Here is a 26,688-nt window from a genome sequence, read left to right on the forward strand (position 1 = left end):
CTGACACGACTTCTTTTACATCCCAACAGGATACCGTGTTCAGAGCAGGCCGCAACGCCGCTTGCTGCGTTCTTCCGCCTGCTGGTACAACGCAAACTCATCATGGACCGGACAGCCCAATGCCTGCTCAAAGGCGTCACGGCTGGCATTGCCATGGCTTCGCGCCTGCGTTTCATTACCAAGATTTGACTGAAAAATCCCCGCCGCGCTCACCGGCAGAAAATCTTCGTAGGTAATAGGTTGCGCCACCACCCATCCGCGCTCAATCAGCGGTTGCGGATCATCCCCCGCGTGGATCGCCTGACGATGTGCTTCGCCCGATGGCGTCAGGCGATAGCGAAACCAGGCCAGCCCCTGCTGGCGCAGGAGAAATTCGCTGTCGGGAAAGGATTTGAACACCTCCTGTAGGTGAAGCTGGTGCGTGAGATTATCTTTACCGGTCCCGGCCTTTTGCAACAGCGTGTCATACAGTTCACGGCCTTTCGGGGTCAGCGCCACGCCTCGCTGTTCGATTTCACCAAACCTCGCCGAGTGGGTTCCCTGCATTTCGCCTGCAAACAGCACGGGTTCTTCCAGCGCTTTAAAGCTGGTCTGGCGCAGCAAGATAGGCACCTCGCGGCGCGGCGGGCCTTCAATCAAAATTTTGGGTTCGATTCCGCACTCCGGCATCATGGATTGCACCCTGTCGATGTCCAGCGTACGCGGCGTCAGGTGATTAATATGGCAACCGGGGAAACACACCACGTCGGCAATCAAGCGGTGTTCGTTATGCAGCGCATGGTATGTCGCCTCATCAACGGTGGCATGTCGATGCCAGCGAAAAGTCTCCAGCGCTTCCTGAACAAACTCTCGCGCCTGTGCAGGGGTAAAACTGCCCTGCGCGTCAAATTCATCCAAAAGTGCATGACAACGCGGTGTAAAAATATCGCGTTTCGCCAGGATTTCCGCCGCCTGTTTTCTGAGGTCTTCGTTCTCGATGAGTTCGAGTCGCAACAGCGAGGTAAACACGCGGAACGGATTGCGGGAGAGCGACGCATCATCAATGGGGCGAAAGGCGGTGGAATGCACCGGGACGCCCGCCTGGGAAAGATCGTAATAACTCACAGGATACATTCCCATAATGGCGAACATCCTGCGTAGCGTGGAAAGTTCCTCTGCGGTACCCACCCGAATCGCGCCGTGGCGCTCCACGTTCAGGCGCGCCAGTTCATCGGCGTTGGCCAGTTTTTCATGCAGCGTCGGGTTATTTTCCAGTACCGAGAGATTCACGTCAGCGACAAGTTCCAGCAATGTCCCGTATTGCGGCACTTCCTGCTGGTACATTGCTGACATTGCCTGCGAAAAGTGTTCCCGAATTTCATCTGCCGTGATGGTGTTCGCCATAATGTCATGCCTCCAGTGAATATTACCTGGAGTGTAGAAAACGCTATTCACTCTGGGGGGAAGAATTTACGAAGTGTGATCTCGCCTGAATTCATCCCCTCCCTCGTTTATGCCAGCCATTCATAGGGGCGACGTGTATCAGGACGAAAAAACACCGCCAGACAGTACAAAACATAAGCAAAACAAAACAGTTGTAACTTAAATGCTTTAAATGTTAATAATAATTTGCTTACAGGTTATCAAAAACAAATAACTTTACTTGTCACCAACACTGCTTTGTTTTTAACATCTATTATGGAAAAAAATGGTTTGTTCAGTCAGCGCATTCGTTTGCGCCACCTTCATACTTTCGTAGCCGTCGCCCAACAGGGAACACTGGGGCGCGCGGCTGAAACCCTTAACCTGAGTCAACCGGCCCTCTCCAAAACCCTTAACGAGCTGGAGCAATTGACCGGAACCCGTCTTTTTGAGCGTGGACGCCTCGGCGCGCAACTCACGCTACCTGGCGAGCAGTTTCTTACCCATGCAGTGAAAGTGCTTGATGCGCTAAACACCGCAGGACAGGCGCTGAACCGCAAGGAAGGCCATAACCATGATGTGGTGCGCATTGGCGCCCTGCCCACCGCCGCACTGGGGATCCTCCCCGCCGTTATTGGACAATTTCATCAGCAACAAAAAGAGACGACCCTGCAAGTGGCGACCATGAACAATCCCATGCTGCTGGCAGGCCTGAAGTCGGGTGAGATCGATCTGGGGATTGGCCGAATGTCCGACCCCGAACTGATGAGCGGACTCAATTATGAGCTGTTGTTTCTCGAATCCCTGAAACTGGTTGTGCGCCCCAATCACCCGTTGTTGCAGGAGACGGTGACGCTGAGTCGCGTCACGGACTGGCCGGTCGTTGTCTCCCCCAAGGGAACCGTCCCCCGGCAGAACGCAGAAGCCTTACTGCAAAGCCAGGGCTGCAAAATGCCTTCCGGCTGTATCGAAACGCTTTCAGCGTCCCTCTCGCGTCAGCTTACCGTCGATTATGACTACGTTTGGTTTGTGCCTTCCGGCGCCGTCAGGGATGATTTACGTCAGGCGACGCTGGTGTCGCTGCCGATTCCGTCTCAGGGAGCCGGTGAACCTATCGGGATCCTCACTCGGGTCGATACAACCCTTTCCAGTGCAGCACAAACGTTGATTTCAACGATTCGCAAATCCATGCCGCTCTGACGCCTCGCGTTGTAATCCCGTTTTAGACACCCGGCTGGACATTCACCGAAAGTAAGGCCGGGTAACCCCGGCCTGTTGCTCAGAACGTTTCCCAATTATCGCTATGGGTTGTGGCGGCTCGCGGTGAAAACGCATCCGGAACACTTTTCACCCGGCTTCTGCCCTGTAAACGAAACGTCCCTACGGCGTCGGTTAATCGGGCGGCCTGCGCTTCCAGAGAGGCGGCCGCAGCAGACGCCTCTTCAACCAGCGACGCGTTTTGCTGCGTCACTTTATCCATCTCTGAAATGGCCTGACTGACCTGCACAATGCCGCGGCTCTGTTCATCAGAGGCTGCAGCGATGTTCAGCATAATATCGGTCACCCGTTTAACCGCATCAACTATCTCCGTCATTGTGTCGCCCGCGGCCACCACTTCACCCGACCCTTGATCGATTAATCTGACGGATTCGCCGATCAGTCCTTCAATCTCTTTCGCCGCTTGCGCACTGCGACTGGCAAGGGTGCGAACTTCACTGGCGACAACGGCAAATCCGCGCCCCTGTTCGCCCGCGCGTGCGGCTTCCACGGCGGCATTCAACGCCAGGATATTGGTCTGGAACGCAATGCTATTAATCACCGCCGTGATTTCGGAAATCTTCTTCGAACTGGAGGAGATATTGCCCATCGTTTTCACCACGCCAGAAACCATCTGACCGCCCCGGCTGGCTTTGTCGGACGCGTCTTCCGCCAGTTTGCTGGCGTGATGTGCGTTATCCGCATTTTGTTTCACCGTCGCGGTTAACTGTTCCATGCTGGCGGCAGTCTGTTCGATCGCCGCCGCCTGCTGTTCTGTGCGGGAAGAGAGATCGGTATTGCCCGCCGAAATTTCACTGGTGCCGCGATAGATCTCTTCCGTGCCCTGACGAACCGTGCCGACGGTCTGGACCAGCGCGTGCTGCATTTTTTGCAGATGACGGCTCAGTCGACCAATTTCACTGCCTCCGGCGGGTTCATCCTGTAGGGTCAAATCGCCAGAGGCGATCTGTTCAATTCGTCGGGCGGTACGTTGCAATGGCTGAATCACGGTGCGGCGTAGCACGATAAACGTCATCAGGGTCAATACCAGCGCCAGCGCAAATGCACCAATCATAAACATCAGCCCCAGTTGGCTACGCTGGTGCGCCTGACCACTCAGCTGGTTTGCGCGTTCCGTTCGCAACTCTACCGCGTTCAGCAACGTGGCGTTATACATGCTGTCCAGCTGCCGCGCCTGTTCATTTTCATGGTTGATAATGGCTTCGAACATGCCGTTTTTGGCGTATTTAACCATCGGCTGCAAACCGTCAACATAGGCGTTAAAGCGGGTGCGTAGCGTATCGTCCAGCGCTTCATCCGCAGGCGTTTTCACGGCGCGCGCCATCCAGGCGTTAAACCCCTCCTGCGCCAGTTTGATACGTTTTTCCGCCTCGGCGATATTGGCTTTCATGTCTGCCATTTCGGCAATACGGCTGGCAGCACCGGCATGGATCAGACTGATACGTGCGGTACGCAGGTGGTCAGAACTATTGGATAGCCCCATACGCACCTGGATTTCATCCGTCACATCGCGTTGATCGCGGTCGGCTTGCAACAGAAAATAGCCTGCCAGCCCCGAACTGAGCGCGAACAAAAGCAGGATGCCACCAAGAATGGAGGAAAACAGCGGAACCAGCCGGATATGATGCAAAAAGCCCAGCTTATGCGGTGCTTGCATCGATGATGTGTTGTCCATGACCGTCGACTCTCTTGTAGGTGAATGCGCAAAAAACGCCCGTAAGAGGATCATCGGCATTTCCCGACAATGGCTTACCCTGAAAAGCGCCATACTCGTCACATTTCAGAACAATTCATTCCGGAAAATTCAGGAAAGTGCCAGCGGCGGATACCGCTGGCGGAATACTTAGTTATCGCCGAAATGGATAACGGTGCGGATAGATTTGCCCTGATGCATGAGATCGAACGCCTCATTGATCTGTTCCAGCGGCAAGCGGTGGGTAATAAACGGATCCAGTTGAATTTTCCCGCTCATGGCCTCTTCCACCATCCCCGGAAGCTGTGAACGCCCTTTGACGCCGCCAAAGGCCGAACCACGCCAGACACGCCCGGTCACCAGCTGGAATGGACGGGTTTTGATCTCCTGACCCGCTCCCGCCACGCCGATAATAATGCTTTCGCCCCATCCCTTGTGGCAGCACTCAAGCGCGGCGCGCATCACATTGACGTTACCGATGCACTCGAAGCTAAAATCGACGCCGCCGTCGGTCAGTTCAACAATCACATCCTGAACCGGCTTGTCATGATCGTTCGGGTTGATAAAGTCAGTCGCACCCATGTCAGCGGCGAGTTTGAATTTTTCTGGATTGGTATCGATAGCCAGAATGCGTCCGGCTTTCGCCTGTACCGCTCCCTGAATAACCGCCAGACCAATACCGCCCAAACCAAATACGGCAACAGTGTCGCCCTCTTTCACTTTTGCCGTGTTATGCACCGCACCGATACCGGTCGTTACGCCACAGCCCAGCAGACACACTTTATCCAGCGGTGCCTGCGGGTTCACTTTCGCCAGAGAGATCTCTGCGCAAACCGTATACTCACTGAAGGTACTGGTGCCCATGTAGTGATAAATGGGTTCACCGTTGTAAGAGAAACGGGTGGTACCGTCCGGCATCAGACCTTTCCCCTGGGTGGCGCGAACGGCCTGGCACAGGTTGGTTTTACCCGACTTACAGAACTTACACTCGCCGCATTCTGCCGTGTACAGCGGGATAACGTGGTCGCCAGGCTTCAGACTGGTCACCCCTTCGCCAACCTCAACGACGATCCCGCCGCCTTCGTGCCCCAGCACCGCTGGGAACACCCCTTCCGGATCATCGCCAGAAAGCGTAAACGCATCAGTATGGCAAACCCCGGTGTGGGTGATTTTCACCAGCACTTCACCCTTCTTTGGCGGTGCGACGTCAATCTCAACAATTTTTAGCGGCTGGCCGGGGCCAAATGCAACTGCTGCACGTGATTTCATTTGTCTCTTCCCTTTATAGTCAGGTGATGTATTTATTTTAGATAAGCACGAAGAAGGTGGCCGATTTCAGCCATGCGCACCGCACGCTGGTCCGGCGTGGTTTCCCCACTGACCAGCTCATCTTTCAGGTGGATCTCGACCATCTCGCCCATCAGGCCATTAGATGCCCCACGCACCGCCGCGATTTGTTGCAGGATAGCCAGGCAAGGCTCGCCGGACTCCAGCGCCCGCTCCAGCGCATCAACCTGCCCGCGAATGCGACGAACGCGAGTCAAAATACGTTTTTTATCTTCAGGGGAATGCGGCATATGCCCTCCATACTATAGGGGGGTATAGTAACAACGTTTGATAGCAGCTGTAAAACGATGATGTCGTGAATGGATAATTCATGTGAATGATACAACGGGGAACGTATACAAAACCCCGAACCGTCAGGTGTTATGGTTTCGGGGTTTCTTTCACGCAGGCAGCGTATCGCCTGGCGGTGGTTTAATGATGCCGGTATTCTCCGGTACTGTGTTGAGGACCAATGCGTCCTGCTTCAATCAATATCTCTTCGATAAGCTCTTCAAGGCACTCTTTTCCGTGTTTGTCGCAAACCAGATGCACTTGTCTGCAGATCTCATCCCCCTTCATACCATCACACAGCGCCGATTTCAGCATGAGCGTCGCCCAGCGTCGGGCTTCAGAGTGAGTCAGCATAATCCCTCCCGATATCTATATCCTTTTAAGCGTAGTTCGCAGAACGGGCTTTATCCATGTTCACTTTAAGGATAAAGAGGTGCAGAGATCCCGTGTGGGCGCACCTGCCAGCGGGATAACAAACCGGTTTATATTTGTCATACAAATGAATATAATAGTCGCTTCCGATGTAGACCCGTTGTTTTCACCTGCGTACGGGTCTGGTTAGACGCAGGTGCTTTCTCTCCCCCATTCAAAGAAAAACCCCGCAGATGCGGGGCGATGTGTGACGTCAGGAACGTTTTCGCGGCATCATGCGCAACAGCGTATTATCTTTCCAGAAATAGTGATGCATCAGCGCGGCGGCAGCATGCAGAGCAATCACAAAGTAGCCCAGGTTTGCCAGCGTGACATGCCAGGATTTCAGCGTATCCGCCAGGTCAAAATTGGCTTCGGCGGCATGTGGCATCACAATCCCGAAGGCAACCCAGGGATTTCCCCGGTTGTAAATCATCAGCAGGCCAATGACCGGCAGAACAATAAACAGCAGGTAGATAACCAGATGCCCAAGATGGGCAAGACCGGTCAGCATCGGCTTCGGTTTTGGTACGATCGGCGGCGCGGGATACTTAAGCCGGACTAACAGACGCGCCACCATCAATACCAGAATCGAGATACCGCATGAAACGTGGACCACATTGAACCACGGACGATAGCTGCGCGGTGCAAACCCGCGTAACTCCATGGCGCAGTAGGCGCCTATCACCAGTAAAAAAACCAGCCAGTGAATACCAATTTGCAGGCTTGAATACTTATTGCCCATAACAATTCCTGAATAAAAACAATAAAGCGCCAACATAGCGGTCTTTTGTTAAAAATTCATTAACTTTTGTTCCCCCGTTTTCAATCGGTTACGGTAAGTCGCAACAATGGTCATTGCCCGCAACGGCGGAGTGGACTAAGCCTGGTAGGGAAAAAATGTGGCGTATTGCCCTACCCTGACAGGAGAAAATCATGAGTAAAATTGGCATTAACGGTTTTGGTCGTATCGGTCGCCTGGTGCTGCGACGTCTGCTGGAAGTGAAGAGCAATGTGGATGTGGTGGCGATTAACGATCTCACCTCCCCCAAAATACTCGCCTATCTGTTAAAGCATGACTCTAACTACGGCCCGTTCCCCTGGAGCGTTGATTTCACTGAGGATGCGCTGATTGTCGATGGCAAGAAAATTGCCGTTTACGCAGAAAAAGAGGCGAAAAATATCCCCTGGAAAACCCCCGGCGCGGAGTTCATCATCGAATGCACAGGCTTCTATACCTCCGCAGAAAAAGCCCGCGCACATCTCGACGCCGGTGCGAAAAAAGTGCTGATCTCAGCACCGGCGGGCGAGATGAAAACCATTGTCTTTAACGTCAATGATGAGACGCTGAATGCCAGCGACCAGATTGTCTCTGTCGCCTCCTGCACCACTAACTGCCTCGCACCGATGGCCAAAGCGCTGCATGACAACTTCGGTATTCAGGTCGGCACCATGACCACCATTCACGCCTATACCGGTACGCAGTCGCTGGTCGATGGTCCGCGTGGCAAGGATCTGCGCGCATCGCGGGCGGCGGCGGAAAATATCATCCCTCATACCACCGGAGCCGCAAAAGCGATTGGCCTGGTGATACCGGAATTGAGCGGCAAACTCAAAGGTCATGCTCAGCGAGTTCCGGTAAAAACAGGCTCGGTAACGGAACTGGTCTCGATTTTGGGTAAAAAAGTGTCCGCTGAAGAGATCAACAACGCGCTGAAAAAGGCGACGGAAAATAATGAATCCTTTGGCTACACCGATGAAGAAATCGTCTCTTCCGACGTCATCGGCTCTCACTTTGGTTCGGTGTTTGACGCCACGCAAACAGAGATTACTGAGGTCGGCGATCTGCAACTGGTGAAAACGGTCGCCTGGTACGATAACGAGTACGGATTCGTCACCCAACTGATTCGTACCCTGGAGAAATTCGTCAAACTTTAAACGATGAGGGTGTGGCCGGGTCGCGTTCACGCTCACCCGGCCTGCTTGTTTCTACTCGCCTGTCAGGACTGCAAATAGACGACCTGCGTTTGCAGATACTCATTCAGCCCGTGCTTGCCGTCGGCACCGCCAATCCCCGATTTTCGCCAACCGGCGTGAAAGCCCTGCATCGCTTCAAAGTTTTCACGGTTGATGTAGGTTTCACCAAACTTCAGCCCTTTGATAGCCTGCATTGCAACGCTCAGAGTCTGGGTATAAATAGAAGACGTGAGACCATACTCGCTGTCATTTGCCATCTGTAACGCCTCTTCCAGCGTGTCAAACGCCACGACAGGCAGTACCGGTCCGAATGTTTCTTCGTGCATGATCGCCATCTCCTGACGGACATCCAGCAGCAGGGTTGGCGGATAATAGTAGCCTTTCCCCTCAACCGCTTTGCCGCCCAGCACCACTCTGGCCCCTTCCTGTACCGCTTTCGCCACTTTTTGCTCTACCCGCGCCAGCGCTGCGGCGTTAATCAATGGTCCCATGGCGATATCATCCCGCTGTGCCGGATCGCCAAACTGTACCGCTTTCATCGACTCGCCCAGTCGATTAACAAAGCGATCGTAGATCCCTTTTTGCACATAGACGCGTTCTGCGCAGTTACATACCTGCCCGGTGTTGATCACCCGTGAATCAACAATCGCTTTCACGGCCAGTTCCAAATCCGCATCGTCCATCACAATCGCAGGCGCTTTGCCACCCAGCTCAAGGCATACTTTGGTGATGTTTTTCGCCGCCGCCGTCATGATTTTCTCACCCGCCGCCACGCTGCCGGTCATACTCACCATCGCCACTTTCGGGTTGCCCGCCAGCTCCTGCCCCACGGTTTCTCCACGCCCTAACACCAGGTTAAAGACTCCGGCTGGCAAACCGACTTCATGCACAATCTGCGCAAAGGCGATGGCATTATTGGGCGTGAATTCACTGGGTTTAATTACGATGGTATTCCCGGTCAGCAGCGCCGGTGCCAGCTTACGGGCAATCAAAAAGAACGGGAAATTCCACGGGAGGATCCCGGTGGTCACACCCAGCGCGCGTTTGAACAGCAGAATATTTTCACCCGGACGGTCGCTTTGCAAAATTTCGCCTTCGTAGCGGCGCGCCCACTCCGCCATGTAGTCGATGTAATCGGCGGTGAAAGCGACTTCCACCTGCGCCAGTTGCTGAATTTTTCCGCCTTCTTCCACGATCAAGGCGCTGATTTCTTCTGCACGCTCGCGAATACCCGCCGCAATTTTTCGCAGCCATCCCGCCCGTTGTATGGCGGGCAATGCCTCCCAGCCAGGCTGGGCGCGTACCGCCGCATCAATGGCCTGACGCGCCTCTTCTGCGCTGCCATCAGGAATGCGTGAAATCAGTTCTTCCGTTGCAGGATTAACCACATCAATCCATGACGTTCCCTGCCAGCTCACAAACTGGCCATTGATATACATCGGGTGTTGTACGGGTGCTGACATGCGCTGCTCCTGTAATTGATTTGTTTTTAACAAGTAAAATCATTGTTAATTAATATCAATCGTGAAGCAGATACTGCCGTCAGGTTAGCAACTTTGTGAAGCAGTTCATAAAAGAGGCCCCGAAAGGGGCGCAGGAAGGACAACGAAGACGAAAAATCATGCCCGTTTGAGCGTAGATCGTCACAAACGGGCAAAAATAATCGGTTAACGCAGGGAACGGCTATCGATTGCCTCATTCAGAACATCATCGTTTTGCAGGATCTGCCAGGCCGCTTCAACCTCATCGGGAATGTCGATGTGGACAATATAATCACGTCCACGCGGTCCGTAACCGCCCTCATTGTCACGCACCCGTGGGAGTTCTCCCGCAATTAATGACAGGTAACGATCAACAGGCCACACTCCTTGTCCCGCATTCGTAAAATCAACCCCCTCTTCCTGATGACGCAGCTCCGGCGTAAAACCCGGGAAACTGAGCCAACGCGGGGCGTCCGGATCATCGCGCGTCACACGCCGGAAGGTCGCCAGCGTACGTCGCTGCATGGTGGGGTCCTGCACCACGATCGCCGTGTTAATGGTCACCGGCGCCTGACGGAGTAATGCGCAGCTAAAACGGGCGTTCTCGCCGCAGTTTGTTGACTGATCTTCCACCCAAATGGATTCGCCGGGTATTTGCCAAAACTGATTGGCAATGTCGGCCAGAATCGCGGCTTCCGCCCGCCCGGTGGTACGTATCGTGTTATAGCGCGGGTGCTCTGCGATCGCCGAATAGAGGAACGTCGTCGAATGACCAATCCCACCGCTTATCAGCAACGGAATACGCTGCTCTTTCGCGATTTTGCAAGCCGCATCGATGGTCGGGATGACGGCATTTCCCGCCAGTACGACGCAGTCAGCCTGAAAGGGTTCCTCTGCTGAGAAATCGTTTTGCGCCAGCCATTGGCCAACGGTGTTCACTGCCTGTAACGTCACTTCGGACAGTGGCGGAAATTGACGCATGTTCATGATTCCTCCTCATTGTTCACTGCAGGGTACCGAACTCACTTCGCGAAAATAGCGGATCACTCTGAAAGACGGCCTGTTGAATTTCAGCACTTTTTTATCATCTCGGTGAAATAACACGAAATAACTAAAAAAGCTGCGGTTGCACCTGGAGATTATCCTGTCACTTTCGCTTCCGATAAAGCATTTACTTGTTATTACAATGAATAGCAGTGAATAATGCTGCAAAAATGTTACCTGTTTAGCCCTTTTACTGGTCTTGTTACTTGTTAAACATTACAAACAATTCTAGTTTGATTAACAATTTAACAACTTTTGTAACGCAGCAGGTTGCACCCACACCGTTTCGGGTATCACCTGACTCACACTCTCTGTGGCGAGGTTCCCAGTAATGACAACGCATGAAAGCAGCACGGCTATTTTGAAGAAAAACAAAAAAGTACTCATCGCCAGTCTGACCGGCAGCGCGATAGAGTGGTTTGATTATTTTTTATATGGCACCGCCGCCGCCCTGGTGTTTAACAAAATCTTCTTCCCGATGGTTGATCCGGTCATTGGGCTGATTCTCTCTTATCTTTCTTTCTCGCTCACCTTTTTCATTCGTCCCATCGGCGGGGTGTTGTTTGCCCACATTGGCGATCGTATCGGGCGTAAGAAAACGCTGGTGCTGACCCTGTCGCTGATGGGGGGCGCAACCGTGATGATTGGCCTGCTGCCGACCTATGAAATGATCGGTATCTGGGCACCGATTTTATTGATTCTGATGCGTGTCATTCAGGGGATGGGCATCGGCGGCGAATGGGGCGGCGCCCTGTTACTGGCGTATGAATATGCGCCCGAAAAACGAAAAGGCTTTTTTGGCAGCATCCCGCAGGCAGGCGTCACCATCGGTATGCTGATGGCCACCTTTATTGTTTCGCTGATGACGTTGTTCAGTGAAGAAGACTTCCTCTCCTGGGGCTGGCGCATCCCGTTCCTGTTAAGTTCTGTACTGGTGCTGTTAGGACTGTGGATCCGCAAAGATATCGATGAAACGCCGGAGTTTAAGAAAGTAAAACAGTCCGGCCAGGTCGCCAAAGCGCCGCTGCGCGATACACTGACGCATCACTGGCGTGAAGTACTGATCGCAGCCGGGTTGAAAGTGGTTGAAACTGCACCTTTCTATATTTTCTCGACCTTTGTCGTCAGCTACGCCACCACCACCCTGACCTACCAAAAATCCCAGGTGTTGGAAGCGGTCACGCTGGGCGCGCTTGTTGCGACGGTGATGATCCCGCTCATGGGGCTGCTTTCAGATAAGGTGGGACGCCAAAAAATGTACGCTATCAGCGTGTTTGCGCTGGGGCTGTTTATTGTTCCGTGGTTCCTGTTACTCAATACCGGCACCACCTGGGGAATTGTGGTCGCCACGGTCATCATGTTTGGCATCTTGTGGGCGCCGGTGACCGCCGTTCTGGGCACCCTGTGCTCTGAAATCTTTAGCGCTAACGTACGTTACACTGGCATCACCCTCGGTTACCAGATTGGCGCGGCGCTGGCGGGCGGAACCGCCCCGCTGATCGCCACCGGCCTGTTGGCAAAATACGACGGCGACTGGGTACCTGTCGCTATCTATCTGATGACCACCGTCGCCATTTCACTGACGGCGATTTTCTTCGCCAGTCGACGCCGCCGCACAGCCGTCATGGACGCGCAAACGTCGACCCTGTAATCAGCAAAACGGCCAGCAAATGCTGGCCGTTTTATTCACTGGCTGGCGTGACAAACACTAGCCGCTAATCTGCTCCATCGCTTGCAGAATACGCTTATCCGAGATGGGATACGGTGTTCCCAGCTGTTGGGCAAAGTAGCTGACGCGCAGTTCTTCAATCATCCAGCGGATCGCTTTGACATCCTCATCTTCACGACGCGCTGGCGGCAGTTTGTTGATCCACTGCTGCCAGGCTTGCTGTACACTTTCGACTTTCAACATCTGCGCCCGGTCGCGGTGCGGATCGGTAGCCAGTTTCTCCAGCCGTTTTTCAATCGCCTGCAGATAACGAAGCGTGTCGCCGAGGCGTTTAAAGCCGTTGCCAGTGACGAAACCGCGATACACCAGCCCGCCCATTTGTGCTTTAACATCGGAAAGCCCCAGCGCCATGGTCATATCTACCCGCCCTTTCAGGCGTTTGTTGATATTGAAAACCGCCGTCAGGATCTGTTCGACCTGTTTTGCAATGTCGACAACCGTCTCATTCAACTCGGCGCGAACTTTCTCATGCAGCGCCGCAAAGCCCTCTTCCGTCCACACCGGCCCGCCGTTGGCATCAATCAGCTTGTCTACGCCGCAGGAGATGCAGTCGTCGATCAGATCCAGTACCTTGCCGTACGGGTTAAAGTAGAGGCCAAGTTTGGCTTTGTTCGGCAGCTTCTCGTGCAGATACTTGATCGGCGACGGAATATTCAGCAGCAACAGGCGGCGCAACCCGCACCACATCGCCTGCTGTTGCTCCAGTGGATTGTCGAACAACCGGATGGAGACGCTGTCGCGCTCATCCACCAGCGCGGGCCAGGCTTTCACCTTGTAGTTGCCGCGTTTCTGTTCATAGCTTTCCGGTAGCTGACCAAAACTCCAGATGTGCAGACCGCTCTGTTCGATACCGTCATCGGCAACCGCGGAGAGCGTTTCCTGCACTTTGCTCTTCAGCGCATCTTTCAAATCGGGCAAAGAGCGCCCTTCCTGGAGCTTCTTGTTTTTGTCATCCACCACCCGGAAGGTGATTTTCAGGTGATCGGGCACCTGATCCCACTGCCAGGCTTCGCGGTCAACCGTTACGCCAGTCATCCGGCGCAGTTCACGCTCCAGCGAATCCAGCAGCGGCAACTCGAGCGGCGTCACGCGGCCTAAAAACGCTTCGGCATAGTTTGGCGCGGGGACAAAGTTACGTCGTACCGGTTTCGGTAACGATTTAATCAGTGCGATAACCAGTTCGCGACGCAGGCCAGGGATTTGCCATTCAAAGCCGCTCTCGTCCACCTGATTTAACAGCGGCAGCGGAATGTGGACGGTGACGCCGTCGGCATCCGCGCCGGGTTCAAACTGATAGCTTAAGCGCAGCTTAAGATTGCCCTGATGCCAGAAGTTCGGGTAATCCAGCTTGCTGATGTTTTCCGCCCCCTCTTTGATCAGCATGCTCTTTTCAAAGTTGAGCAGATCCGGGGTTTCGCGACTGACTTTCTTCCACCAGTTGTCGAAGTGGCGCGCGGAGATCACATCATGGCTGATGCGCTGGTCATAGAATTCGAACAGCGTCTCGTCGTCCACCAGAATATCGCGGCGGCGTGATTTGTGCTCCAGCTCTTCCACTTCGGCGCGCAGTTTTAGGTTCTCACGGAAGAACGCGTGGCGCGTCTGCCAGTCGCCTTCCACCAGCGCATGGCGGATAAACAGCTCACGGCAGAGCACGGGATCGATCTGGCTGTAGTTGACCTTACGCGCAGCGACAATCGGCAGGCCGTAAACGGTGACTTTTTCCGTCGCCATCACAGCGCCCTGCGCCCGTTCCCAGTGCGGTTCGCTATACGAGCGTTTGATCAAATGCTGGGCAACCGGCTCCACCCACTCGGGATCGATCCGCGCGGCAATGCGTCCCCACAGACGGCTGGTTTCCACCAGCTCGGCAACCATCGTCCACTTCGGCGGTTTTTTAAACAAGCCAGAACCGGGGAAGATAGAGAAGCGAGCGTTACGTGCGCCGGTAAACTCCTGCTTATCGGCATCTTTCATACCGATATGGGAAAGCAAACCGGTGAGCAGCGCGACATGAATCTCACGATACTCTGCAGGTTCACTGTTCACCGGAATACCGAGCTCTTTCACCACCTGACGCAGCTGAGTGTAGATATCCTGCCACTCGCGTACGCGCAGATAGTTAAGGAAGTCGACTTTGCACTGACGGCGGAACTGATTCGACGATAGCGCTTTCTGCTGTTCGCCGAGGTAATTCCACAGATTCACAAAGGCGAGGAAATCGGACTCTTTATCGTGGAAGCGCTGATGCTTTTCGTCGGACGCCTGCTTTTTGTCCATCGGGCGCTCGCGCGGATCCTGGATGGACAGCGCGGAGGTGATGATCATCGCCTCGCGCACGCAGCCATGTTTTTGCGCTTCCAGTACCATCCGCGCCAGGCGCGGGTCCACCGGCAACTGCGATAACTGACGACCGAGCGGCGTCAGTTTATACGCGGTCTGCTGCTCATCGGTCGCGATCGCGCCCAGTTCCTCCAGCAGGCGTACGCCATCCTGGATGTTGCGTTTATCTGGCGCTTCAACAAACGGGAACGCGGCAATATCGCCCAGCCCCAGCGCCGTCATTTGCAGAATGACGGACGCCAGGTTGGTACGCAGGATTTCCGGATCGGTAAATTCCGGGCGCGACAGGAAATCGTCTTCCGAATAGAGGCGGATACAGATCCCTTCCGACACACGTCCGCAGCGGCCTTTACGCTGGTTAGCGGAGGCCTGCGACACCGGTTCAATCGGCAGCCGCTGGACTTTGGTACGGAAACTGTAGCGACTGATACGCGCGGTACCCGGGTCAATCACGTACTTGATACCCGGCACTGTCAGCGAGGTTTCCGCCACGTTGGTCGCCAGCACAATACGACGCCCGCTGTGCGACTGGAAGACCCGGTTCTGTTCGCTATTGGAAAGCCGGGCATACAGCGGCAGCACTTCGGTATGGCGCAGATTGAGTTTATTGAGCGCATCGGCGGTGTCGCGGATTTCACGTTCTCCGCTCATAAAGATCAGGATATCGCCGGGGCTCTCGCGTCCCAGTTCATCCACCGCGTCAAAAATCGCCTGCAGCTGATCGCGCTCGGTATCGTCCGCGTCTTCGACAATCGGGCGATAGCGCACGTCAACCGGATAGGTTCGGCCAGACACTTCGATAATCGGCGCATTATTAAAGTGGCGAGAAAAACGCTCCGGATCGATGGTCGCGGAGGTGATGATAATTTTCAAATCCGGGCGACGCGGCAGCAGCTCTTTCAGATAGCCGAGCAGAAAATCGATGTTCAGACTGCGTTCGTGCGCTTCATCAATAATGATGGTGTCATACTGCATCAGCAGACGGTCCTGCTGGATTTCGGCCAGCAGGATACCGTCGGTCATCAGCTTGACCATCGTGTTGTCGCTGACATGATCGCTAAAACGAACTTTATAGCCGATACAGCCGCCCGGCTCCGTTTGCAGTTCCTCAGCAATACGGTTGGCGACGGTACGCGCTGCCAGACGACGCGGCTGCGTATGACCAATCAATCCTTTAATGCCGCGCCCCAGTTCCATACAGATTTTGGGTAACTGCGTGGTTTTCCCGGAGCCGGTTTCCCCCGCCACAATCACCACCTGATGGTCACGAACGGCTTCGAGGATGTCCTGTTTTTTCTGACTCACCGGCAGGTTGTCCGGGTAGGTGATGTCAGGACGTGCCGCTTCACGCAGCAGGACTTTACCTGCCGCCTGTTCAATCTCCTTCGCCATCTCCTGGTAAATGGCCTGTTGTGCATCAGGATTTTTAACCTTCTTCACACCGTGCAGACGACGAGCAAAGCGCTGTCGGTCACGCAACATCAGCGATTCCAGCTGTTGCTGTAGGGTGTGAAAAGTCAATTTTTGTTGTTCTGTCATAACGTTAGAGGGCAGTGCTCTGCCTGATCAAATCTCATTTCGATGTTAGGTATAGATTACCACATCGGCGCTAACCGTGTGTTGTTCAATAATTTCGAACATAGGCTTCGATATATTGCGCTATCACTGCGGCAGGATTGTGAATAAAGTGTCTGCAAGCAACGGGGCATCCCCTTCAAACACATACAAGGAAACACCTATGAGCAAGGTATTAGTCCTCAAATCCAGTATTCTGGCAGGGTACTCTCAGTCTGGTCAGTTGTCTGATTATTTTGTTGAACAATGGCGTGAAAAACACGCCGCAGACGAAATCACCGTTCGCGACCTCGCGGCTAACCCCATTCCGGTACTGGATGGTGAACTGGTTGGCGCACTGCGTCCGAGCGATGCTGCGCTGACGCCGCGTCAACAGGAAGCGCTGGCGCTCTCCGATGAACTGATTGCGGAATTGAAAGCCCATGATGTGATTGTCATCGCTGCGCCCATGTATAACTTCAACATCCCGACGCAGTTGAAAAACTACTTCGACCTGATTGCGCGTGCTGGCGTCACGTTCCGCTACACCGAGAAAGGTCCGGAAGGTCTGGTTACCGGTAAACGCGCGGTGATCCTCTCCAGCCGTGGCGGTATTCACAAAGATACCCCGACTGATCTGATTGCGCCGTACCTGAAAGTTTTCCTCGGCTTTATCGGTATTACCGACGTGAACTTTGTGTTTGCCGAAGGGATTGCCTACGGTCCGGATGTCGCGACCAAAGCGCAATCCGACGCCAAAGCGGCCATCGACAGCGTCGTTGCCGCTTAAAAATTAACCCTCTCACCGCCAGGTGAGAGGGTTTTGTCTTTCTTTTATATCCCAAAATCCCCCCATCGTATTTTGTATTACTTATTCCTTACCTTCACCACAAAACCACAATCTTAATAAGCCTTTTATTTATTCATTTGATGAATGTTTATTCTTTTTATCTCCCCTGCCATTTTTATTAGCCGCGTAACAGTTTAGAAAAAATATTTCGGTTCATGAAAAAGTATGATGGTTCTAAAACCATGACCTTTCATAGTTATGAACATTACGCATTTGTAACACTACTGAAATACTCTTTAATATTTATAAACAACGCTAATGTATTTTTATCTCACAAATGGAAATATTTTATAAAATTCAATATTTTCAATGCATTATCTCAATTTTGATTGCTGGTTTTATTATTTCTTCAAGATAAAAATAAACTTAGCGGACAAAGTAAATTTAAGTATCGGCAAAAAATGGAGGTCAAAAGGTATTGTCATTTACCATTAGAAAAGAACTTAGATGCGTAATTATTAATCAGATAATTTTGAAAGTTGGACTCAGTGCATTTCTTCTGCCTTTATTTTGGTAGATGCGAATGAGAATGCTTATTCAAGCAATGAGGCAATTATCTATGGCTACACAATACGACTTCACAGTAACGTTGCACGACCTGGCGTTTATTCTTCAGCAAATCAAGATATCAGAAGCGGCAACCAATCCGGATGGTAGCGTGAATGGCGATCTGCTTCGCGAGCTCGTCTCCAGCCCTCTTTTACCTTACGGCCTGCGTACCGTAGATGGCTCATGGAACAACCTTTTGCCCGGCCAGGAGCTGTACGGCTCTGCCGACCAGGCGATGCCCAGAATGGTCGCTCTGGATTTGAATGATATGGAGGCGCTGGCAAAGTACCTCACCTTAAATCCAAATCAGATGGTGACCGATGCCGATCCGCGTATTATCAGTAACCTGATTTCGGATCAAACCGCCTCTAACCCCGCGGCTCAGGATGCCCATGACGGACTGGCTGACGTACCCGGCGGCGGTGCGGTTTCCGACAACGGCAGTTTATCGATTCCGAACCTCTCGCCTGACATCGGTTTATCACCGGCGTTTAATGGCTGGATGACCTTTTTCGGCCAGTTCTTCGACCACGGCCTGGACCTGATCCCCAAGGAAGGCAATGGCATTGTCTTTATTCCGCTGATGCCGGGCGATCCTCTGTATAAAGAGCCGGTAGAGGGGGAGCCTGATACTAACTTCATGATCCTCACCCGCGCGAAAGTCGATGCCAATCATGAAACCATCAACACCACCACCCCGTGGATTGATCAGAACCAGACCTACACCTCCCACCCTTCTCATCAAATCTTTATCCGTGAATATGTGATGGTGGATGGTAAGCCGGTGCCCACCGGTCATTTGCTGGAAGGGAGCAACGGCGGGCTGGCAACCTGGGCGGATATCAAACATCAGGCCGAAACCTTGCTGGGCATTAAGCTGACCAATCAGGACGTTTTCAACGTACCGCTGCTGGCGACCGACCGCTACGGCAACCTGATTTTAAGCGAGGATGGCAAAGTCCAAATCGTGACCAAAGGTGGACTGGTTGAAGCCAATGGCGAGGCCTTACCTGCCGATACGTTGAGAACCGGGCACGCCTTCCTCGATGATATTGCCCACACAGCCGTGCCGAAAGCCAATCTGGTAGCCGATAGTGATAGCGAAGTGGGTAATGCACCGGGGGCAGGAACCTATGACGATGAACTGCTCGACAGACACTTCATTACCGGCGACGGTCGCGGCAACGAAAACATCGGTCTGACCGCCGTACACTCTGTGTTCCACAGTGAACATAACCGACTGGTCGAGCAGTACAAGACCACCATCCTTGAAACTAACGATATTGATCTGATCAACCAATGGCTGATGCCAAACCATCAGATTACCGAACTGCCAGAGGATCTCAACGCCCTGCAATGGAACGGGGAATATCTGTTCCAGGCCGGTCGTTTCGCGACGGAAATGCAATATCAGCACCTGGTGTTTGAGGAGTTCGCCCGTGCCGTGCAACCGGCGGTCGATCCGTTCGTCTTCTCCAACACGGCGGACATCAACCCGGCCATTTTTGCTGAATTTGCCCACGTGGTTTACCGCTTTGGTCACTCGATGCTGACCGAAACCGTCGCCCGTACCGATGCCGACATGCAAGACGATGACATCGGGCTGATTGAGGCTTTCCTTAACCCTGTCGCGTTCCATGAGCTTAACGGCCAAACCATCTCCAGCGATCAGGCTGTCGGCGCGATTGTTCGCGGGATGACCCGTCAGGTCGGAAACGAAATTGACGAGTTCATTACCGAGGCGCTGCGCAATAACCTGGTCGGGCTGCCGCTGGATTTGGGCGCACTCAACATCGCACGCGGGCGCGACACCTTAATGCCCACCCTCAATCAGGCGCGTGAGCAATTCTACGAATTAACTGGCAACAGCGAGCTGCGCCCTTACACCAGTTGGGCCGATTTTGGCTCCTTCCTGAAAAACCCGGCGTCGATCATCAACTTTATGGCGGCCTACGGTCAGCATGATTTGATTAAAAACGCGACCACACTGGAAGGGAAACGCGCGGCGGTGAACTTCCTCCTGTTTGGATCAGAAGAGGACCCGGCACGTGCCGATGCGCTCGATTTCTTTATGGGAACCGGTGCCTGGGCCAACAAAGAAACCGGCCTCAATATGGTTGATTTCTGGATTGGCGGGCTGGCGGAACGCAAAAATGAGTTCGGCGGCATGCTCGGCTCTACCTTTAACTTTGTCTTTGAAACCCAGATGGAGATGTTGCAGGACGGTGACCGGTTCTACTATCTGAGCCGCGTTCAGGGTCTCAACATGCTGAACGAACTGGAGGCAAACTCCTTCTCTGCCCTGGTGATGCGTAACAGCGATCTGGGCGATCCGGGTTCGTCTCACCTGCCAGCCCACCTGTTCCAGACGCCGGATTACACCTTCGAAGTCAACCAGTCCTTGCAGACGCATGCCGATCCGAAATGGAACAATGCGCTGAAAGACCTCCTCTTCCCACTGGTGGTGCGCCGCGCGGCGGGAGCGGATGTCGATAATGACGGCGCGGCTGACGGTGCCTACCTGAAATATACCGGTGATGGCCACGTGGTGCTCGGCGGTTCGGCGGGCAACGACACCTTAATTGGCGGCAAAGGTATCGACAGCCTGTGGGGTGATGCCGGTGACGACCGTCTCGACGGTGGCGATGAAGCCGACGTTGTGCACGGTGGTGATGGCAACGACATCATTACAGACACCGGAACCCCCATCGGCGGCGCTGACTTCCTGCATGGCGATGCGGGACACGACGTCATTTTCTCCGGTAACGGTAACGACCTGATCTTCGGCGGCAGCGGCAGTGATTTCATGGTGATCGGCGAAGATGCTCAGGAAGTCTTTTCCGGACGCGATAATGACTTCGCGCTGGGGGGATCTGGCGGTGACACCCTGATGGGTAACGAAGGCGACGACTGGTTAGAAGGCGGTGACGGCTTCGATACCCTGGCCGGCGATAACTCCGAACTGTTCTTTAACAGTACCATCATTGGTCATGACGTGTTGAACGGTCAGGGTAACGACACCGACTACGATGGCGAAGCCGGTGACGACATTATGGTTCAGGGCGCGGGCATTCAGCGCAACAACGGCATGTCTGGTTTTGACTGGGCCATCCACAAAGGTGACCCAAACGCCGCCAACTCGGATCTGGGCATCCCGATTTTCGTCAACCAGCAAGAGTTTATCCTGCGCGATCGCTTTGACCTGGTGGAAGGCCTTTCGGGCTGGAAATTTAACGATGTGCTGGTAGGCACAGAGCAACCTATCGGAACCGCGCCGGTTCAGGGCACGCCGCTTTCCAACAACCTGACCCAGGAGGGCGCAGACAGAATCACCGGACTCCAGTCGATTCTGGGTGTTCCACGCGCAGCATCGGGCAATGCCGTCTTGTTTAATCCGGACAACGGTGGCGACATTTTGCTCGGCGGCGGCGGCAGCGACCGCATCACCGGTAAGGCCGGCAACGACATCATCGACGGTGATGCGTGGCTGAACGTGCGTATCGCGGTCTCCGGGATGCAAGGGTTAACCAGCGCAGACAGCATGAATGAGCTCAAATCCTACATGCAGGCTGGCACGCTCAAACCGAACCAGCTGTCGATTGTGCGGGAAATCCTCCGCGACGGTAATGGCACAGAAACCGACGTTGCCGTTTACCGGGATCTCAGCAGCAACTATCAATTCCAGCGTAATGCCGACGGCAGTCTTACCGTCAATCATGCCACTCCGGCGGCAGGACTGGCGTTCAATGACGGCGTAGACCGCCTGCTCAACATTGAAAAACTGGAGTTTGGTAACGGCGATCAGCTCTGGGTGACGGCGCAAAGAGCCACCGGCAATCTGGCCATTAGCGACGGAACACCGGAAGTGGGCGATTTGTTGCAGGTCAATCTGTCTAATCTGCTCGACGGGAATGGTATTGCCGCAGATACACCAATCACCATGACCTGGCAGGCGCTGGTCAACGGTCAATGGCGCGATCAGGCGACAGGTACGCAGTTCAGGGTTCCGGGGAATATTCTGGGCGCGCCGCTGCGGGTTGTTGCCAGCTTTACCGACCGCATGGGCGATGCTGAAACACTGGTGTCGTCGCAAACCAGTGCCGTGATGGTACGCGACCAGCCCACCACCGGCTCGCCGGTCATTAGCGATCTGACGCCAACGGAAAGCGTCACGCTGACCGCCCTCGTTTCCGGCATTGCGGATGCAGACGGTTTAACCGGGAATAACTTCACCTACCAATGGAGAGTAAACCAGCCAAACGGCACTTTCACCAATATCGCCGGGGCGACGCAAGCGACCTACACCCCGCCAGCAAACATGATTGGTCGTACGTTGCTGGTCGTGGTAACGGTCACCGATGATGAGGGGAACCCATCCGTCGTCCTGACCTCCGCCGCCACTCAACCGATTGGCGATATGATCGTCGGCACCAACGCATCAAACACCCATTCGGGAACAGCGTGGAGTGACGTCATCCTTGCGCAAGGCGGCAATGACACCCTGCTCGGTCAGGCGGGTGACGATCTGCTGAACGGCGGAGCCGGTGATGATGACATTGAAGGCGGCAGTGGTCGGGATACGCTGATTGGCGAGGCCGGCAACGATCAACTGGATGGTGGACTGGATGCCGACTCCATGGACGGTGGCGCCGGGAATGACCTCTATATCGTTGATAACGCGGGTGACGTGGTGATCGAGGGGGCAAATGCGGGGACTGATACTGTCGAGACCAGCCTCGCCACTTATGTCCTGACGGACAACGTCGAAATCCTGGAATACACCGGTACAGGGAATTTCACCGGCACTGGTAACGCGCTGGCGAACACCATCACCGGGGGTAATGGCAATGACAACTTATCCGGGATGGGCGGGAATGACCAGTTGCTGGGTGGTGTTGGCAACGACATTCTCGACGGTGGCGACGGCAACGACAACCTGCAAGGGGCAAACGGCGTTGACACCCTGCTGGGTGGCGCAGGCAACGATGTGCTCTCTGGCGGTCTCGGCAATGACGTGCTGACGGGCGGTACAGGTAACGACACCATGGACGGCGGTACCGGTGACGACCGCTTCATCTTCTCAAGCGGGTTCGGACAGGACAGCATTTCTGGTTTCGACAGTAATGCTACCGCCGGACAGGATCTGATTAATATCTCTGGAATGGGAGTGACTACCGCAAACTTTACCTCTACGGTTTTGATTTCGGGAAATAATAACCAAACGATCATCACCATCGGCGGCGATATTATTACGCTGACGGGTGTTGCGGCCAATACCGTTAACTCTACTGACTTTATTATTTAAACGTCTGGAATAAGAAAAGCCGAACTGTTGAACATTTGATTAACGAGTAAGGAGCCTATTATGCCGCGCCAGCAAAAGCCAACTGAGCTACAAAATGCGTTGAAAGGATGTAAGCCTGCATTTCTGATGTTACTGTTTTTTAGCAGTACGATTAATATGCTAATGCTGGCGCCGGCAATTTATATGTTACAAGTCTACGATCGCGTGTTGGTCAGTAAGAACACCACCACATTGTTAATGCTGACATTACTGATAATCGGTCTGTATACAGTTATCTCAATGATTGAATATGCCCGCACCAGCGTGATGACGCGATTTGGCAACCGACTGGATGTGAAATTAAATCAATTAGTTTTTAATGCCGCGTTTAAACGCCGGGTTTCCACCCGTGAAAATAACCCGGCGCAGGCGCTGGCCGACCTGGCGCAAATCCGCCAGTTTCTGGCAGGCAACAGTTTATTTGCCCTGTTAGATATTCCGTGGACACCCTTCTATTTACTGATTGCGTTTATTGTCCACCCGCTGCTGGGATATCTTTCCATTATCGGGATACTCATCTTATTTACCCTGACGCTGGTGTCAGAACTGTCAACCAAAAAACCGATTCAGCAGGCGCACGCATTAACCATCAACAATACCAGTAAACTGAATAAGCAATTGCAAAACTCCGACACCATTGAAGCGATGGGAATGCTGGCAACGCTGAAAAAACACTGGCTGGAACAGCACAGTAAAGTGCTGGTTCTGCAAACACAAATTGCGGACAAAACCGCCACATTAAGCAGTCTGAGCCGCTTTGTTCGCATCTTACTGCAATCTGTTTCGCTGGGTGCGGGTGCCTTACTGGTGATCGACGGGAAAATCACCCCCGGCCTGATGATTGCCGCCTCCATTATCCTCGGCAGGGTGTTGAATCCGGTCGAACAGGTCATCGGTAGCTGGAAACAGTTTGTGCAGTTTCGCAACGCCTGGCATCAGACCACCACACTGTTACGGGAATTTCCGGAACAGAAAGATGTGCTGACGCTTCCGCGTCCAAAAGGCAATATCAGCGTAGAAGGCGTCTTCGCGGCACCTCCAGGCCAAAAAACGCCAACGCTGCGAAATATCACGTTTCAACTCGAACAGGGAGAAATCCTGGGGATAATCGGCCCCTCTGCCTCCGGAAAAACCTCGCTGGCAAAACTGCTGGTCGGCGTCTGGAGCCCGCTTTCCGGTAAGGTCCGTATCGATGGCGCAGATATCTGCCAGTGGGACAAAGCCTTGCTTGGTCCGTCTCTCGGCTACCTGCCGCAGGATGTTGAATTGTTTGACGGTAGCATCGCGCAGAATATCGCACGCTTTACCCCCAATAACAGCGAACTGATCGTGGCGGCAGCGCAACTTGCAGGGGTACACGACATGATTTTACGTCTGCCACAGGGATACGATACCCCGCTCGGTGCCGAGGGATATCAATTGTCGGGCGGCCAGCGGCAGCGTATCGGGCTGGCGCGGGCGGTCTATGACAACCCGGCATTCATCGTGCTGGACGAACCCAACGCTAACCTTGACGACGCGGGTGAACAGGCCCTCATCAAGGCCATCAATACACTACGCACACAGGGACAAACGGTGATCATTATCTCGCACCGACCGACGCTGCTGGGCGTCGTCAATAAAGTGTTATTGCTCAACGAAGGGGCGATTCAGGAATTCGGTCCGCGCGACCAGGTGTTTGCCAATTTGCGTCAGGCAAATATTTTAAAATCGGTTCCCAACGCATCAACCACCCCACCACCTGCCCAGAATAATGAACCACAACGAGAGGCTTTATCATGAAAAAGCAGACAGAGAATACGACAGAGCCAAAGACGGAGAGTGTCGATACAAATATATGGCCGCCTTTAATCAGAGGTATCGCTGTGATTATTCTGGGGGTCGGTGGTTTTATATTATGGGCGGTAGGTGCGCCACTGGACGCTGGTGTGGTCGCTGACGGTACGGTTACCGTCTCCAGTAATCGAAAAACGATTCAACATTTAAGCGGCGGACGCGTGACCGATATTCTGATTAAGGAAGGCAATCGGGTTAAGAAAGATCAAATCCTTGTTCGCCTGGATAAAATGCAGCTTGATATGCGTTACAGCGCATTGATTGCACAATATATCTCGGCAAAAACCCATGAGGACAGATTACTGGCAGAAAGAGACGGCCGCGATACCATCGTCTATAGCGAGGAATTGATAAGCCAATTTTCCAGTAATAAGCGCCTTGTCGAAGTCCGTCAATTACAAGAAAAGCTGTTTGAAACCCGCAGAAAAAATATTCAGGATGAATTATCCATGATTCAGGAAACCCTGGACGGTCTGACCGGGCAAACCGAAAATTTAACCAAGATAAAAGGGTTTCGCGAGCATCAATTTACGCTGATTAGCAGAGAACTGGGCGCCATTCGCGCACTGAGCGAAAAAAACTACTATCCCAAGGCCCAGTTACTGGTGCTTGAGCGGGAGGCCGCCGAAATATCCAGTAATGTCTCAGAAGATATTCTTAATATTGCCAAACTCAAGTCTCAGCAAAATGAAATGAAGATTAAGGCGTATCAGGTACAGCACCAGTTTCTCCAGGAAGTGGAATCGGAGCTGACCCTCAAACAAAAAGAGGTCGCCATGCTGGAAGATGAGTTAGCGTCGACCCGACACGAGCTGAATAACACGGAGATCCGCTCGCCGATCGACGGGATCGTTCTGGACGTAAAAGTCAGTACCGTCGGCGGGATCATTCAACCGGGTGAGCATTTGATGGATATTGTCGCCGCAGAGCAACCGCTGCAAATCGACGCCAAAATTCCGGTACATGCCATTGATAAAATGACGCCGGGACTGACCGTCGATGTGCTATTCCCGGCGCTCAACCATGCGTTATTGCCTTCGGTGCCGGCGCAGGTGTTAACCATTTCGGCCGACCGTCTTATCGATAAAGTGACTCAGCAGCCCTATTATCTCGCTGAAGTCCGGGTCTCCCCGGAAGGGGTGCATCTGTTGGGAAATTACAAAATTAAAGCGGGGATGCCCGCCAGCGTCACGATTAAAACCGGTGAGCGCACCTTTCTGAGCTACCTGTTTAAACCATTGCTTGCCCGTCTGGAGCTGGCGTTCAAAGAGTATTAATTCTGGTAGGTGTGGTTAGTCATGATGGTCGGTTAAGAAATTAGGGAGAATCTGTCACTCTGGCGAAGGGTTCCGTTCACCTTATGTTCTTAGCTACTCTGGTATTTCATGTCCCGTGAACGGGTTAAGGGGGCTATCGCCGCCCCCTTAACAATCCCGGCTCCCGGCAGGAAAATTGCCGCTTCGCGGTCCCCTCCGTTTATTCCTCCAGGCGACCGGGTCGGGCATGAAGTGGTCTACTTAATTTGGACACAGCCAGAGGTTCTTTGTCTTTCCATCTCGGTGGGTGTCAACCCACCGTTGT

General features: G+C 53.5%; 16 protein-coding genes. 7 read left to right on the forward strand and 9 right to left on the reverse strand.

What is annotated here, in order from left to right; translation table 11 throughout:
- Positions 1 to 39 precede the first annotated feature (39 nt).
- The gene (hglS, locus tag AC07UY_RS16670; protein WP_494701599.1) at positions 40 to 1,383 is read right to left on the reverse strand and encodes a 2-oxoadipate dioxygenase/decarboxylase HglS; all 1,344 of its coding nucleotides are present in this window, start codon (positions 1,381 to 1,383) and stop codon (positions 40 to 42) included.
- A 294-nt stretch (positions 1,384 to 1,677) separates the two neighbouring features.
- Between hglS and AC07UY_RS16675 the strand changes: the two genes are divergently transcribed.
- Positions 1,678 to 2,601, forward strand: a complete 924-nt coding sequence (locus AC07UY_RS16675; RefSeq protein WP_192612277.1) for a LysR substrate-binding domain-containing protein — start codon at positions 1,678 to 1,680, stop codon at positions 2,599 to 2,601.
- Positions 2,602 to 2,680: 79 nt separating this feature from the next.
- Here the strand turns inward: AC07UY_RS16675 and AC07UY_RS16680 are convergent, their stop codons facing one another.
- The 5 genes from AC07UY_RS16680 to cybB all read right to left on the reverse strand — a co-directional run bounded on the left by AC07UY_RS16680 (position 2,681) and on the right by cybB (position 7,145).
- Complete coding sequence (locus tag AC07UY_RS16680) at positions 2,681 to 4,354, reverse strand: methyl-accepting chemotaxis protein (RefSeq protein ID WP_494701600.1); 1,674 nt, start codon at positions 4,352 to 4,354, stop codon at positions 2,681 to 2,683.
- 168 nt (positions 4,355 to 4,522) lie between these two features.
- Entirely contained in the window at positions 4,523 to 5,641 is a 1,119-nt protein-coding gene (locus tag AC07UY_RS16685; protein ID WP_494701601.1) for an S-(hydroxymethyl)glutathione dehydrogenase/class III alcohol dehydrogenase, read from the reverse strand.
- A 32-nt stretch (positions 5,642 to 5,673) separates the two neighbouring features.
- On the reverse strand, positions 5,674 to 5,949 hold the full coding sequence (locus AC07UY_RS16690; protein WP_003833178.1) for a metal/formaldehyde-sensitive transcriptional repressor: 276 nt from the start codon (positions 5,947 to 5,949) through the stop codon (positions 5,674 to 5,676).
- Between the two features lie 181 nt (positions 5,950 to 6,130).
- Positions 6,131 to 6,343, reverse strand: a complete 213-nt coding sequence (locus AC07UY_RS16695) for a hypothetical protein (RefSeq protein ID WP_162382219.1) — start codon at positions 6,341 to 6,343, stop codon at positions 6,131 to 6,133.
- A 271-nt stretch (positions 6,344 to 6,614) separates the two neighbouring features.
- Positions 6,615 to 7,145, reverse strand: a complete 531-nt coding sequence (cybB, locus tag AC07UY_RS16700) for a cytochrome b561 (protein WP_494701602.1) — start codon at positions 7,143 to 7,145, stop codon at positions 6,615 to 6,617.
- A 191-nt stretch (positions 7,146 to 7,336) separates the two neighbouring features.
- On the opposite strand from cybB, the gene gap reads away from it, so the two are divergent.
- On the forward strand, positions 7,337 to 8,338 hold the full coding sequence (gap, locus tag AC07UY_RS16705; protein ID WP_494701603.1) for a type I glyceraldehyde-3-phosphate dehydrogenase: 1,002 nt from the start codon (positions 7,337 to 7,339) through the stop codon (positions 8,336 to 8,338).
- A gap of 62 nt (positions 8,339 to 8,400) precedes the next feature.
- Here the strand turns inward: gap and aldA are convergent, their stop codons facing one another.
- On the reverse strand, positions 8,401 to 9,840 hold the full coding sequence (gene aldA / locus AC07UY_RS16710) for an aldehyde dehydrogenase (protein ID WP_494701604.1): 1,440 nt from the start codon (positions 9,838 to 9,840) through the stop codon (positions 8,401 to 8,403).
- A gap of 204 nt (positions 9,841 to 10,044) precedes the next feature.
- Complete coding sequence (locus AC07UY_RS16715; RefSeq protein ID WP_494701605.1) at positions 10,045 to 10,845, reverse strand: YdcF family protein; 801 nt, start codon at positions 10,843 to 10,845, stop codon at positions 10,045 to 10,047.
- A gap of 388 nt (positions 10,846 to 11,233) precedes the next feature.
- Between AC07UY_RS16715 and AC07UY_RS16720 the strand changes: the two genes are divergently transcribed.
- Positions 11,234 to 12,553 carry an MFS transporter gene (locus AC07UY_RS16720; protein WP_494701606.1) on the forward strand — a complete coding sequence of 440 codons (1,320 nt, stop codon included), beginning with the start codon at positions 11,234 to 11,236 and terminating at the stop codon, positions 12,551 to 12,553.
- Positions 12,554 to 12,610: 57 nt separating this feature from the next.
- On the opposite strand, the gene hrpA is transcribed toward AC07UY_RS16720, so the two are convergent.
- Positions 12,611 to 16,513 (reverse strand): ATP-dependent RNA helicase HrpA, encoded by a 3,903-nt coding sequence (gene hrpA / locus AC07UY_RS16725; protein WP_494701607.1) that lies wholly within the window; start codon positions 16,511 to 16,513, stop codon positions 12,611 to 12,613.
- Positions 16,514 to 16,712: 199 nt separating this feature from the next.
- Between hrpA and azoR the strand changes: the two genes are divergently transcribed.
- From azoR to AC07UY_RS16745, 4 genes are all read left to right on the forward strand, one after another.
- A complete protein-coding gene (gene azoR, locus AC07UY_RS16730; protein WP_494701608.1) occupies positions 16,713 to 17,318 on the forward strand; it encodes an FMN-dependent NADH-azoreductase in 606 nt (201 codons plus the stop codon).
- Between the two features lie 619 nt (positions 17,319 to 17,937).
- Complete coding sequence (locus AC07UY_RS16735) at positions 17,938 to 23,232, forward strand: peroxidase family protein (protein ID WP_494701609.1); 5,295 nt, start codon at positions 17,938 to 17,940, stop codon at positions 23,230 to 23,232.
- Between the two features lie 60 nt (positions 23,233 to 23,292).
- Positions 23,293 to 25,053, forward strand: coding sequence for a type I secretion system permease/ATPase (locus AC07UY_RS16740; RefSeq protein ID WP_494660097.1), 1,761 nt, complete (start codon positions 23,293 to 23,295; stop codon positions 25,051 to 25,053).
- A complete protein-coding gene (locus AC07UY_RS16745) occupies positions 25,050 to 26,384 on the forward strand; it encodes an HlyD family type I secretion periplasmic adaptor subunit (RefSeq protein WP_203361117.1) in 1,335 nt (444 codons plus the stop codon). Before AC07UY_RS16740 ends, AC07UY_RS16745 begins: the two co-directional genes overlap by 4 nt.
- Positions 26,385 to 26,688: the final 304 nt, after the last annotated feature.

This window comes from Citrobacter sp. GW821-FHT02E08 (assembly GCF_059421685.1).